We start from the raw sequence: 13,224 nt of genomic DNA, 5'->3' as shown, positions 1-13,224 counted from the left end.
CATGGCAACGCGCAAAACATCAATTTGGTTTGATGCATCTGGTGGTATCGTTGAATGGTGCCGTATGGTCGCGTAGTACCGCCTTTTGTGCAGCTGGGTGCGCATCCGTTGCGGTGGCGCCTCATGGCGGAACTCGCACACAGCGACTACCGAGTCCGTGAGCTCGAGGCATTGGTCGGCGAGTCGCAGAACCTGGTGTCCTACCATCTGCGGTTGCTACGCGCCGGAGGTCTGCTGACCACGACTCGCAGCAGCTTCGATGGTCGCGACACGTACTACCACCTCGATTTGGATCGCTGCGCGGCCGAGCTTGCAGGCATCGGTCGAGCATTGCATCCAGCGCTTCGGTTCGATCCTGCGCCAATGGAGTTCGGCTCGCTCGGGCAGTTGTCAGTGCTCTTCATATGCACCGGTAACAGTGCTCGCTCCGCGATTGCGGAGGCACTTTTCCGCCAGGTTGGCGGGGGGCGGGTCGACGCTGTGAGTGCCGGCAGCCATCCGAAACCGTCGATGCAGCCCAACACCGTGCGGGTGCTGTTGGAGGACTTTGGGATCGACATCTCGGGTCAGCGCCCTCGGCACATCGATTCGCTTGCCGACAGGCGGTTCGACGCGGTGATCACCCTGTGCGACAAGGCTCGCGAAGTCTGCCCTGAGTTCGGTGACAATTCCCGGCTAATTCATTGGAGTATCGCCGATCCCTCGGCTTCGGGTGAGACTGGCCAGGCCAACTACTCGTTGTTTCGGGCCACGGCCGCCGAGATCGAAGCTCGAATCCGTTACTTGCTTCCCGTCCTGATGTCGGCATCTGTCTAGAGGAGACAAAAGATGGCAACGCTTCGCGAATTTGTCAGCGTTCGATACCTGGTATCCGATGTCGAGGAAGCTGTCGATTTTTACATCACCCGACTCGACTTCACTCTGCGCACGAATGCGGCCCCCGCGTTCGCTGACGTTGTCCGCGGCTCGCTGCGGCTTCTGCTGTCCGGTCCGGCGAGTTCGGGATATCGCGCGACACCGGCCGGTATCGGCAAGGGCGGCAACCGTATCCACCTCGTCGTCGACGACCTGGATGAAGAAATCAGGCGTCTCGCCGCTGCCGGAATCGAGTTCAGCAGCGACGTAATCAGCGGCCCCGGCGGACGCCAAATCTTGCTTGCCGACCCCGCCGGCAATCTAATCGAACTGTTCCAAAGCAGAATGATGCGCGAGAATTGAATCTGCGGGCGGGACCTGGGGCGCAAATGCAGCGGTGAGCAACATGAGAATGGCTGTCAGGAGGGAAAACTCGAAGCAAGTCATCGCTTTCTAACCTTGTCTTGGCGGCGGACGGGGCTAGGCTTCAGCATTGTCGAAGTGGTCGATCAGGAAGGTCTTCGATGAGCCGAGGCCAACGCGCGCACAGCACAACTTTGTCCGGCGGTGAGGTCGTCGTCGAATCGGATCTCGGCTCGATCACTCGGGTGACTGCGGATAGTCTGCCGATTCTGCGCGGCATGTCGATCAAGCGAATTCTGGTCAATCCCGGCGCAATGCGGACACCACACTGGAATGCGAATGCGAATGCCCTGACCTACTGCATCTCCGGTACGGCACTCGTCTCGGTGCTCGACACCTACAGCGTCTTTTCGACGTTCACGGTCAGCGCGGGCGAAATGTTCCACATCGATTCGGGCTCGCTGCATCACATCGAGAACGTCGGCGCCGACGTTGCAGAGTTCGTCACGGCGCTGCGCAGTGATCGCCCCGAAGAGTTCGGCCTCGCAGCAGCGTTCGGAGCGATGACGGATGCGGTTCTCGGCAACACCTACGACCTGGATGCGGCCGATTTCGCTGCCATGCGGCGGACCACAACCGATCGGGTGTTGGCTGCAAGGACCGGTGAGGCGGAGGTTCCCGCGTCCGCTCACTTTTCGAATCCACACAAGTTCGCCGTCGAGGAACTCAGCCCGACGATCAACCTCGCAGTCGGATCGGCACACCTTGCGCGCCTGCAGTTCTGGCCCGCGCTGAAGGATCTCTCGATGTACTCGCTGCGCATCCGCGAAGACGGTATGCGAGAGCCGCATTGGCATCCGGTCACCGCCGAATTGGGTTACGTCCACAAGGGTTCCGCGCGGATGACGGTCATGGACCCCGACGGTTCGCTGGACACCTGGTACATGCAGGAGGGCGACGTGTACTTCATCCCACGCGCGTACCCCCACCACATCGAGGTCGTCGACGCGCCGGACCTGCACTTCCCGATCTTCTTCGACCAACCGACGCCGGGCGACATCGGCTATCGCGCGTCGGCGAGTGCGTACTCACGTGCCGTGCTTGCGGCCACGTTCGACGTTCACATCGACGATCTCCCAAACTTCCCGTTGACGACCACGGATCCGCTCATCGTCACCCGCAACAACCCACTCGACGAGCGTGCCGTCGGTGAGGATAGCGAGTGAGCGGCCTTTCGCGACGTCAGTTTCTCACTCGGGCAACAGCTCTCGCGGCCCTCACCGGCGTCGACCTGACGATCCTCGGCGCCGCGCTCGCGGCAGCAGACGAACCTTTCGACGGACCGAGCACCCTCACGCAGACAATCCTGCAGGGCACGCGTGGTTCGAAAAGCTACCGCGTGCTTGCCGCGGGACCGGGTGAGCCCTATATCCCGCGTTTGGATGTGCTTCGGCGATCACCGAATGCGGCGAGATCCTCGTCCCGTCGCTCGCTGCTTTATCTCGGCCACCTCTCCGACCTCCACGTGATCGATGCTCAATCACCGGGGCGAATCGAGCCGATGATCGAACAGGACCATGCGGCGTGGGGTTCGGCTTTCCATCCGCAGGACCCGTTGACTGTGCACGTGACGGCGGCGATGGTGAAATCGTTTGCCGACCTTCGGTTCAGCCCGCTGACCGGTGCTCCGATGGGCGTTGCAATCGTGACCGGCGACAGTGCCGACATGCACTCGCATCTGGAATTGCGTTGGTACATAGACATTCTCGATGGCATCGGCGTGCGGCCGACCAGCGGATCCGGCTCCGCCTTCGAGGGCGTGCAAGCATGGTCGGAGGCCGAATGGGCTTACCGGCCTGGCGATCCCGCCGGTGGCTCGTTCGGTGACTACGGATTCCCTCGCCTACCCGATCTGCTCGAGCAGGCAACGGCGCAGACCGTCGAATCGGTCGGAATGCCCGTCCCCTGGTACGCGGTCTACGGCAACCATGACACTTTGCTGCTCGGCACTTTCGGCCTCAATTCGCAGCTTCGCGCGTTGGCAACCGGCGGCCGGAAGGCGTACACGCTCGAGGCGACGGCGTCATCCGCCCTGAACGGCTACGCGGCGACCGGCAGCGTGCTCGGCCGAGCGATCGATGCCCTGGGTGTGCAACTCGGTGGCCGGTCGGGGTTCCGCGACGTGCCCGCGGACCAAGCGCGCTACCTGTTCGAGCAACACACATTTATGGCGGAGCATTTTCGGACCGCCCCGACTCCTGGCCCGATCGGGCACGGTTTCACGCAACGCAACCTGGACACCGGGGAGACGTGGTGGAAGGCCGATTGGTCGCCGCGGGTACGGGCCTTCGGTCTTGACACCTGCAACCACGTCGCCGGACCGGACGGAGCCGTACCTGACGACCAATTCCGTTGGTTGGCAGACGAACTCGAAATCGCGCAGGCCGAGAAACGTTTGGTCATCGTGCTCAGCCACCACAACAGCCTCACCCTCGAGAACCGCGCGACCAAGCCTGGGCACGACCAAAAGCTGCACGGCGCAGATGAATTCGTGGATCTACTGCTGAAATATCCGGTGGTGGTCGGCTGGCTAAACGGCCACACCCACCTCAACCAGATCCTCGCGCACACGAATGCGACCGGCGGATTCTGGGAGATCACAACCGCGTCGTGCATCGACTTTCCGCAACAGCAGCAGGTGGTCGAGATCGTCGACAACCGCGACGGCACCCTGTCGCTCTTCACGACGGTGCTCGATCACGCGTCACCCGTCACCCCGGGAGCCAGCGGTGGCTACCTCGACTTGGCTTCGCAGAGCCGCGAACTCGCAGCCAACGACTGGGCGGAGACGCCCCTGATGCGTCGAGGGTCACCGCTGGACCGCAATACGGAGTTGTTGCTGCCCGCACCGTTCGACATGGAACTCATCACCGACGCCGAACTAGAGGCGCAGCACCTCACCGAGCGTGCACGAGTCGTCGGACACGCCGAAAGGGGGCCGCGATGAAAACTCTGGCTCTTGTGCTCCTCGGGTTTGCGCTCGTCGGCTGCTCACAGGTGGACGCGTTGGCGCCGGTCGGAGGCGACCAACTGGCAATCGTGCGCTTCGCCGCGAACGATCTGTTGGTCGAGCAAAAGGTGGAGATCTTGTCCGCGCCGGTGTGTGAAGCGACGGGAGATTCGGTGAAGTGCCAAGGCGCCACGGTCGGCGGCGAGGCGATAAACGTGACATCCGAGGGCGACTCGCTCGACGTCACCGTTGGGTCGCGCACCATCTATGACGGCTCTCTGAACGATGTCATCGACGCGAATGCGAGGCCACGGCCGTGAACGCAGGTTGGTTTCGCGGCTACCGAATGTTCGTGCCGGTCACCGTGGGTAGTGCAGCCCTTCAGACGGCGCTCCTCGCTGCGGACCCGATTCCCGAGGCGAAGTGGGGCTTCGCGGTCCTCGCCGTGCTTTCTCTGCTGGGTCTGATAGCCGCGTTGTGGTTGACCGTTCACATCGCCGTTGGGGGACTGAAACATTGGCGGGCAGGTCTGGCCTGGTCGGCAGGGATCGTGGTGTTGTCGGTGGTCGTCGCACTGTTTGCAATATGGGCTACGCCAGTTGTGCTGCTCCTCGGTTTGATCGTCCTTCCCCCGGCGGCGGCAGGCGCATCGAATCCCGTGGCGGCTGGGTTCGCGCCGCTGCGGCGATCGCCGATCCGGTTCGTGGCCATGATCTTCGGTGCACTCGTTGCGATCGGAGTGACCTGGATCGTCGCGCTCGTGCTCGGCTTCTTCCTCACGGGATTGATCGCGGCGTTCGCAACCTGGTTGTGGATCGGGATTGTGCTGAGTGTGGCTTTGTGGGGCTTTGCGAGTCGCGCCGAGTGGGCAACCGCTGAGGAAGCTACTCGACCGTTGCCGCAGCGATAGCCCACTCGGCATCTGCCGAGTTGGTGCAATGGTGGGGCAGGAACGTTTACGGTGTCGTGAGCGGGATTCGAGCAGATCTTTAGCAGGGGGAGTACATATGCCTTCATCGATGTTGGCCAAAGGTCAGAATGTTGCCCTGCCAAACGACGTTGCGTCGCTGGATGTGTTGATTACATGGGGGGACGCAGATCTCGACCTGGACGCATCAGCTCTGTTGTTGGGTGCAGACGATCGCGTGCGAGGCGATGCCGATTTCGTGTTCTACAACCAGCCAGAGTCTGCCGATGCCTCAGTGCGCTACCTCGGCAAAAGTATTACCGAGGAGGGTCAACAAGAACGCCTCTCCATCGATCTCGCTGCCATTCCGGACGACGTGATGAAGGTAGTCATCGCAGGCAGTTCGGGTGAGCGGGCCTTGGGAGAGTGCGGGAAGCTGGCGCTTCAGGTACAAGACGGGACAGGTGCAGTGCTCGGCGAATTCCTCACAGCGGATGCGACGAGTAAGCGCGCCTTCGTATTCGGCGAGATCTACCGTCGGTCCGGCGTGTGGAAGTTGCGTGCCGTCGGCCAAGGATGGGCATCTGGCCTTGCGGGTCTGGCGACGGACTACGGCGTGGATGTCGATGACGCAGACACGGGCGAAGTCGCCGATGAGGTCGTTGTCGCACAAAGGACGGCAGCGAATACACATGTGACGGATGCTGATGGAGCCGACGTCGAGGTTGGACTCAAGGTCGAGCGACCTAAGCGGGGTGTGCGGACAAAGAAGCCGGTGCCGAAGAAGGTCGCGGTACCGGAACTAATTCTCGCAGGCGGTGAAGGTTGGCAGCCAGCACGCCTGTTCTCGATATCAGGTGTCGGTACAGGGGAGGAGCAGGAGAAGCGAGCAACGTCGAGTCTGTTGGCGACGATGCAAGCTGTCCGCCCGTTTGCGCGCGCGATTTGTGCTCGCGCCGGCGCGCCGGCGGGACTGTTCGAGGGCTACCTGGAAGTTCCATTCGTAAAGGGCGAAGGAAAAGTAATCCCGGATGGTGTGCTTCGAGTCGCGCGCGCGGGTCACACATGGACTGCGCTTCTCGAAGTCAAGACAGGAAGCGGAAGACTGCACAAAGAACAGCTCGAGAACTACCTCGATGTAGCTAAGCGACTGAAATACGAAGTCGTTCTCAGTATTTCGAACGACATCCCAGCGTCCGTCGGAGAGGTTCCGGTCCAGGTCAACCGGCAGAAGCTGACAAAGGTTGCGCTACGACACATCTCGTGGTCGGAAGTAATCCATGAAGCGCGAATGACCCTTGCCCACGGTGCGATCACGGACCCGCTGCAGAGCTGGATTCTGAGTGAGTTCATTCGGTATCTGACCCATCCCAAGTCTGGCGCAACAGAATTCGTCGATATGGGAAGACATTGGGTAGCTGTGCGTGACTCGGTGTCTGCGGGAACGCTGCGCGCGGGTGACGCGAAAGCGACCTCGGTCGCTACGACATGGTTGGCGCTTTCTCGACATCTGGCGATGCGGTTCACCGCAGCGCTTGGCGTAGTCGTCAAGCAACAGCTGCCGCGCAGACTGGCGAATGACCCTGAGTCCCGAAATCAATATATCGTCGAGCGATTGGCGACTTCGGGTCTCCTCGAAGCGACGCTACGGATTCCGGACACGGCCGGGGATCTGGTTGTCGAAGCGGATTTGCGAACGAACAAAGTGCAAAGCCGCGCCCGCATCATTGCACCAACGGAGGGCACCGCCCTTCGTCGGGTGACTTGGCTGTTGCGGCAACTGAAAGACGCGCCGGCCGATCTTCTTGTCGAGGCTGTATTCACGGATGCAAGCCAAGTTTCGTGCGAAAAGCTATCGACCGTGCGAGACGATGCGAAGTCGTTGATCGTGGGCAGGCAGGGCGACATCACCTCGTTCACCCTTACATCGGTGGTCCCCATGGGGAGCCGGCGCTCGGGGTCAGCCGCAGGCTTTATCGCAAGTGTCACCGAGAGCGCAGACAAGTTTTACGCATCGGTATTGCAACCGCTCAAGCCATGGGTTCCAGCCGCTCCTGAACCGATTGCTCGACCCGATTCGGGCCCGAGCGATGTGAGCAACGGCCTTTGAACAGCGGTTGTATGAGGAGTAAGAGCTCATTCGGGATTGAATAGACGCGCCGAGTGGGCAACCACTGAGAAAGCTACTCGACCGTTGCCGCAGCGATAGCCCACTCGGCGCTCCCTTTGCGAGGGACACTCGCCGCAGCGACCGCCGAGCCGAGCAATGCGATTCCGGCCAGAATCAGATAGGTGTGCGCGTAACTTCCGGTCGCGCCGGATAGCGCCGTTCCCGCCCATGGCGCGAGGGCCATGACGATCACAATCGGAGCGGACACAAGTCCGTTGAGGCGACCGTAGTGGGTGGTGCCCCATCGGTCGGTGATCGCGGTCGCTTGGACAAGGGTGAAGATGCCGCGGGCCAGGCCTGCGCCGATCGATATCGCGATCAGTGCTGCTGCGGCAGAGGAGATTCCGAGCACCGCAGTAGTGCCGGCGATGACGACGATGACGCCGACGAGGCGCGACCGGGCGCTGGTTCTCGCGGCGAGTGGAAGGTAGCCGAGGCGGCCGAGAACTTGTCCCGCACCGCCGAGTCCGAGAGTCACCGCTGCAAGGCTCGGCGAGAAGCCGCGTTCCATCAGCAGCGGGACGAGGTTGAAGACGCCCGCGAAGGCGGCGAAAGCGGCGAGGCTGAGGGCGACGACCAACGTTGCGAAGGCAGGGCTGCGCACCACGGCGCGATGATCGTCGCTGTCGATGCCATCGTTTCCAGCTGGGTGCGGCCACGGACCGCGCAGCCCCCACCAGTGTGTGGGAATGGTGACCGCAGCGAGGATTGCGGCGAGCGCGAGGTACGTCGTTCGCCAATCGAGTTGTTCGACAAGCACACCGGTAAGCGGCGCGAAAACTGTCGAGGCGAGCCCGGCGGCGAGGGTGAGGATCATCAGCGCTTTGACGCGGCCTTCGCCGTGCCAACGAGTCAGCGCCGCGAACGCGGGTGGGTACAGCACGGCGCCCATCGCGACGCCGGTTGCAAGCCAGCCTGCGTAGAAGATCGGCAGAGTCGGGGCGGTTGCGACGACGATCAGCGACGGCACTGCAAGAACGGACCCCGCGGTCATCACCACGCGTGGGCCTGTCCGGTCGATTATTCGTCCGACAGGAATTCCCGTGAATGCGGCCACGAGCTGGCTGAGCGAAAACGCTGCGACGATCGTCGGCATCGACCAGCCCGTGGTAGTCGCAATCGACACCGCGAGCACCGGGAAGGCGTAGTAGAGGATTCCCCAGCTGGTGATTTCGGTGACGCACAGAACCGTGAGGACCCGCCGGAGACCAGCCCTATCGAGGTGGCCGGGCTCCGGTTGGGCCGTCGTTGCTGTCATCGACCTGTTAGTTGGCGCGTGCCGAAGACAGGCTGATCAGTTGCGGTGCAACCAGTTCGGTCGGTTTTGCTGGCGCGCCGCAGCATCCGCCGCCTTCGTTGGCGGCGGCGGCATCGGGGTCGTCGAAGACGCCGGCGCCGCCACAGACCCCGGTGTCGGGCAGAGTCAGTTCGACTCGTTCGGCGCTTTCCTGATCGCCTGCCAGCGAGGCGGCGATACTACGGACCTGTTCGTAACCGGTCATCGCGAGGAACGTCGGGGCGCGGCCGTAGCTCTTCATCCCGGCCAGGAACACACCTGCTTCGGGGTGTGCGAGTTCCTTGACTCCGTGCGGGTAGACGGTGCCGCAGGAGTGCACGTTGGGGTCGATCAGCGGTGCAAGTTGCACGGGTGCCTGCAGTACCGGATCGAGTTCGAGCCGGATCTCGGAGAGCCATGACAGGTCGGGTCGGAAGCCGGTCAGCACGACGATCTGGTCGACGCCCTCGATCCGCGTGCCTGCATCGGACTCGACGGTGAGCTGGTTCTTGTCGCTGAGTTCGACTGTGTTGGTGCGGAATCCGGTGACTACACGGAGCAGCCCGGCGTCGACGGCTTTCTTGGCGCGCAACCCGAGGGCGCCGCGGGCGGGAAGTTCGTCGGCGTCGCCACCGCCGAAGGTTGCGCCGACGTCGCCGCGACGAAGTATCCATGTGATCCGTGTATCAGGTGCATCCTCTTCGAGATCTGCGAGTGCCACGATCGCGGTGAGGGCCGAATGCCCACTGCCTGCGATGACGGTGTGCCGGCCCGCGAAACGTGAACGGGTGTCGGCGTTTTCGAGGTCAGGGACTCGGTAGAAGATGGCGTCGGAAGCCGCCTTCTCGCCGAGTGCCGGTAGGCCGTCGCCGCCGAGCGGGTTCGGAGTCGTCCAGGTGCCGGAGGCGTCGATGACGGCTCTCGCGAGGATGCGGTCCTCGCTGCCGTCAGCGCGACGGACGTGTACGGACAACGGTTCGGTGTCGCGACCGGAGTCGACCACACGATCACGACCGCGTCGCGCGACCCCCACAACTTCGGTATCGAACTGGACTGCTTCACCGAGTGCTTCGGCAAGTGGAATCAGGTACTTGCCGACCCAGTCGCGTCCGGTGGGGTAGCCGTTGTCGCCGGGGCTGGTCCACCCGGTCGTGTCCAGCAGTCGACGGGCTGCCGGGTCCACGAGCTCGGACCACCGCGAGAAAAGGCGGACGTGATTCCACTGAGCGACCGCTGCGCCTGCGGCGGGTCCGCGTTCCAAGACAAGTGGCGTCAGTCCTCGTTCTCGCAGTTCGGCGGCTGCCGCAAGACCGATCGGTCCGGCTCCAACAACGACGACGGGTAGCTCACTCATTTCGATGCCTTTCGTGTGCAATCATTCATCGATGATCATCGATCCTCTGGTCGAAACTGTATCGATACCTATCGATGAATGCAACCATCGATCCATATCGATATAGTCGTTGTCATGACCTCGCTGGAATCGCCGTTGGTGCGTTCACGCATCGAGCTGGAAGTAGTGCCGCGCGAGCCGTCGACGATGTCGGTGACCGAAGCGTCGACCTACGCCTCGTGGTTCGCGTCGTTGTCGGATCCGACGCGTGTGCGGCTGCTGCACAGGGTCGCCGGGTCGCCCGCTGGGATCACGATCGGTGAGTTGGCCGAGGCCCTCGGAATCGGGCAGCCGACGATCTCGCATCACGTTCGCAAGCTCGCCGAGGTTGGGTTCGTGAACGTGCACAAGGACGGCACCAGCACCGTCGTTGTGGTGAACCCAGCCTGTTGCACCGGACTCCCGCATGCGGCAGACGTGGTGATGGGTGTGCTGTCGCCGCGGCCGTGCTGCCCGGACGATCTACCGACCGATGTCACGGTCAGGGCGATGCGTGACGCTGACTGGATCGCTGTGGAGCGCATCTACGCCGAGGGAATCGCAACCAGGACAGCGACATTCGAGACCGAAGTCCCCACTCGTGCTCACCTGGAATCGCAGTGGCTACCCGAACATCGATGGGTCGCGGAGATCGACGGAACCGTGGTCGGGTGGGCGGCGCTGCGCTCGGCGTCGGGGCAATCCGGCTCGAACGGTGTCGTCGAGAACTCCCTGTTCGTCGCGGAAGGAATGCGCAGCCGAGGAGTCGGCAAGGCGTTGTTGCGCAGGCAGGTGATCGCCGCCGACGAAGCAGGAATCTGGACGGTGCAAACGTCGATTTTCCCGGAGAATCGGGCGGGCATCGCGTTGCACCACTCGGCCGGATTCCGCACGGTCGGTGTGCGCGAACGAATCGGGCAAGTCGACGGGCAGTGGCGCGACACGGTGTTCCTGGAGCGCCGGACGCCGAATAGTACTGCTGTGTAGCAGTATTCGACGTCTCGACAATGGATCGTGTTACTTGTCGAGCACAAATCTAAGCTGCTGACCCGGGCGCGCTTGGGCTGCGAGGTCGATGCTTCGCCGCGAGGCGACGGCGATGACCGGATAGCCGCCGGTTACCGGGTGATCGGAGAGAAAGAGTGTCGGTCTACCACTCGGCGGGACCTGCAATGCCCCGGTGACGACGCCTTCGCTTGGCAGCTCGACGCTGTGAATCCGCTCGAGTAGTGGTCCGTCGAGTTCCGCGCCGATGCGATCGGCACGAGTGGTGACAGTCCAGGTGCTGTCCAGCAGCGTGCGAATCGACTCCGAGGTGAACCAGGTGTCGCGTGGGCCGAGCCGGATGCCGAGCGTCGACAGTCGGTCCGTCGGTTGAGCCGCCGGAGCGAAATCGATTGGCGGATAGGGTCCGCGCCGGTCACCGACCGCGATGCGCTGTCCGCTCACGAGTCGTCCGGGGCCGAGATCGGCAAGGGTGTCCGTCGACGCGGATCCCAGCACCATCGGCACGTCGATACCACCGCGGATTGCCAGATACGTGCGCAGGCCGATCGTCGGTGTGCTCACTTGCAGGAGATCGCCCTCGTGCACGACGATGCGGCTGTTGTGGCCGAAAGGAATTCCGTTGATCGTGGCGCTAGCGGGAGCGCCGGTCAGCACGATCTCGTGGGTGGCGTCGAAGCGAACCGATAGCCCCCCGAGGGTGATCTCCAGCGCTGGTGCACCGTCGAGGTTGCCGACCAGACGATTCGCGAGATCGTAGCTTCGAGTGTCGGCGGCACCTGATGATCCGACCCCGAGCGACGCGAAACCTGCCCGTCCATGGTCCTGAATTGTGGTGAGCGGACCCGGCGTTTCGACGGTGAAGCCGTTCACGTGTGTTCCACGAATTCGACGGCGCTCCCCGGGGGAAGCAGGGCCGGAGGCTGCAGGTCCTCGTCCCATAGCGGCACATCTGTGTGCCCGATGATCCGCCAACCGCCGGGCGATGTCCTCGGATAGATGCCACAGTACGAGCCGGCAAGTGCAACCGAACCGGACGCAACAGCTGGACGTGACTCGGGTAGACGTGGAACGGCGACGGTCCAACCCGGCGCAGTCAGATAGGCGAAGCCCGGCGCGAATCCCGTGAACGCGACCGACCACGTATGACTCTGATGTCGCGTGATGAGCTCGGGCACAGAAAGATTGAGGAGGTCGGCGACGGCCTGCAGATCTTCGCCGTCGTAGCGCACAGGGATCTTGCGCGGGGTAGTGCCGGCCGAGGGTGAGGCCGCCTGAGCGGGACGTGTCGAATGCAGAGTCAGAAGTTGTTCGCGCAGTGAGGTCAGTGTGCGTTGACGCGTGTCGATCGTGACAAGCAGTGTGCGCTCGGCAGGCACCAGGTCGACCACACCGTGAGGATCGGCAGCCAGGACTTTCGCGTGCATGGCCCCTACGTCGGCGAGATCGGAAAGTTCGAGCAGCAGAGCGGCCTCGCCACACGGCAAGATCTTCATGCTGTGAATGCTTCGATGGTGACTCCTGCTTCGGTCAATGCAGAACGAAGTTGTTGTGCGGCAATGGCGGCGGTCGGCGAATCGCCATGGATGCACAGCGAATCGGCGTGCAGCGTCACGATCGTTCCGTCGATCGCCTCCACCTCGTGATCGAGAACCATCCGTAGCGCGCGGCGAGCAACGATAGCCGGATCGCCGATCACCGCGCCCGGCAGCTTTCTGCTTGCAAGACGCCCGTCGGGTGTGTAGCCGCGATCGGGGAAAGCCTCTGTGGCAGTGGCCAGTCCGGCGCGCTCGGCAGCATTGAACAATGCGGACCCTCCCATACCGAGGATCGTCAGTGTGGGGTCGTATTCGGAAACGGCCGCGACAAGAGCGTCGGCTTGCCCGGTGTTGTCGACGACCGCGTTGTACAGCGCGCCATGCGGTTTGACGTACCTGATTCGTTCGCCGGCAATGCGGCTGAAGCCGTCGAGCGCGCCGATCTGGAAGACGACGGCGTCGGTGAGTTCGGCGGGGGAGAGGTCCATAAATCGCCGTCCGAAACCGAGCAGGTCGGGATAGCCCACATGCGCGCCGATCGCGACGTGGTTGGTCGCGGCGATTGCAGTTGTTGCGCGCAGCGTCGACGGGTCTCCGGCATGAAATCCGCAGGCGATATTCGCGCTTGTGACGATCGTCAACACGTCGGCATCAGGGCCGCACTCCCACCGGCCGTACCCCTCTCCGACATCGGCGTTGAGGTCCACCATCTGCATCAGCTCCTTACC

13 protein-coding genes are annotated in these 13,224 nt (G+C 62.9%); 8 read left to right on the top strand and 5 right to left on the bottom strand.

The features are described from left to right. Positions 1-54: 54 nt before the first annotated feature. The 7 genes from JGU71_RS24160 (at position 55) to JGU71_RS24130 (ending at position 7,245) form a co-directional block, all read left to right on the top strand. A complete protein-coding gene (locus JGU71_RS24160; RefSeq protein WP_199707149.1) occupies positions 55-816 on the top strand; it encodes an arsenate reductase ArsC in 762 nt (253 codons plus the stop codon). 12 nt (positions 817-828) lie between these two features. Further along, complete coding sequence (locus tag JGU71_RS24155; RefSeq protein ID WP_199707147.1) at positions 829-1,218, top strand: VOC family protein; 390 nt, start codon at positions 829-831, stop codon at positions 1,216-1,218. Positions 1,219-1,379: 161 nt separating this feature from the next. Next, complete coding sequence (locus JGU71_RS24150) at positions 1,380-2,444, top strand: cupin domain-containing protein (protein ID WP_199707145.1); 1,065 nt, start codon at positions 1,380-1,382, stop codon at positions 2,442-2,444. Then, positions 2,441-4,225 (top strand): TIGR03767 family metallophosphoesterase, encoded by a 1,785-nt coding sequence (locus tag JGU71_RS24145; RefSeq protein ID WP_199707143.1) that lies wholly within the window; start codon positions 2,441-2,443, stop codon positions 4,223-4,225. Before JGU71_RS24150 ends, JGU71_RS24145 begins: the two co-directional genes overlap by 4 nt. After that, entirely contained in the window at positions 4,222-4,548 is a 327-nt protein-coding gene (locus tag JGU71_RS24140; protein WP_199707141.1) for a hypothetical protein, read from the top strand. The genes JGU71_RS24145 and JGU71_RS24140 overlap by 4 nt, the downstream gene beginning before the upstream one ends. 32 nt (positions 4,549-4,580) lie before the next feature. Next, entirely contained in the window at positions 4,581-5,138 is a 558-nt protein-coding gene (locus JGU71_RS24135; protein WP_199707139.1) for a hypothetical protein, read from the top strand. 97 nt (positions 5,139-5,235) lie between these two features. After that, on the top strand, positions 5,236-7,245 hold the full coding sequence (locus JGU71_RS24130; protein WP_199707137.1) for a TerD family protein: 2,010 nt from the start codon (positions 5,236-5,238) through the stop codon (positions 7,243-7,245). 73 nt (positions 7,246-7,318) lie between these two features. On the opposite strand, the gene JGU71_RS24125 is transcribed toward JGU71_RS24130, so the two are convergent. Together JGU71_RS24125 and JGU71_RS24120 are read right to left on the bottom strand one after the other, a co-directional pair. Beyond that, entirely contained in the window at positions 7,319-8,563 is a 1,245-nt protein-coding gene (locus tag JGU71_RS24125; protein WP_199707135.1) for an MFS transporter, read from the bottom strand. Positions 8,564-8,570: 7 nt separating this feature from the next. Beyond that, positions 8,571-9,935: an FAD-dependent oxidoreductase gene (locus tag JGU71_RS24120; RefSeq protein WP_199707133.1), complete on the bottom strand. Its 1,365-nt coding sequence runs from the start codon at positions 9,933-9,935 to the stop codon at positions 8,571-8,573. Between the two features lie 186 nt (positions 9,936-10,121). On the opposite strand from JGU71_RS24120, the gene JGU71_RS24115 reads away from it, so the two are divergent. Beyond that, positions 10,122-10,940, top strand: a complete 819-nt coding sequence (locus JGU71_RS24115) for a helix-turn-helix domain-containing GNAT family N-acetyltransferase (RefSeq protein WP_372433224.1) — start codon at positions 10,122-10,124, stop codon at positions 10,938-10,940. A gap of 30 nt (positions 10,941-10,970) precedes the next feature. Here JGU71_RS24115 and JGU71_RS24110 read toward each other — a convergent pair whose 3' ends face one another. The 3 genes from JGU71_RS24110 to JGU71_RS24100 are packed head-to-tail and all read right to left on the bottom strand — an operon-like array spanning position 10,971 to position 13,212. Then, positions 10,971-11,831: a 5-oxoprolinase subunit C family protein gene (locus tag JGU71_RS24110; RefSeq protein WP_307829833.1), complete on the bottom strand. Its 861-nt coding sequence runs from the start codon at positions 11,829-11,831 to the stop codon at positions 10,971-10,973. Next, complete coding sequence (locus JGU71_RS24105; protein ID WP_233530032.1) at positions 11,828-12,454, bottom strand: 5-oxoprolinase subunit B family protein; 627 nt, start codon at positions 12,452-12,454, stop codon at positions 11,828-11,830. The genes JGU71_RS24110 and JGU71_RS24105 overlap by 4 nt, the downstream gene beginning before the upstream one ends. Further along, positions 12,451-13,212, bottom strand: coding sequence for a LamB/YcsF family protein (locus JGU71_RS24100; protein WP_199707128.1), 762 nt, complete (start codon positions 13,210-13,212; stop codon positions 12,451-12,453). The genes JGU71_RS24105 and JGU71_RS24100 overlap by 4 nt, the downstream gene beginning before the upstream one ends. Positions 13,213-13,224 lie beyond the last annotated feature (12 nt).

It is taken from the genome of Antrihabitans stalagmiti (genome assembly GCF_016482825.1).
GTDB lineage: Bacteria > Actinomycetota > Actinomycetes > Mycobacteriales > Mycobacteriaceae > Antrihabitans > Antrihabitans stalagmiti.
This window is presented reverse-complemented; position numbering and strand designations above follow the sequence as displayed.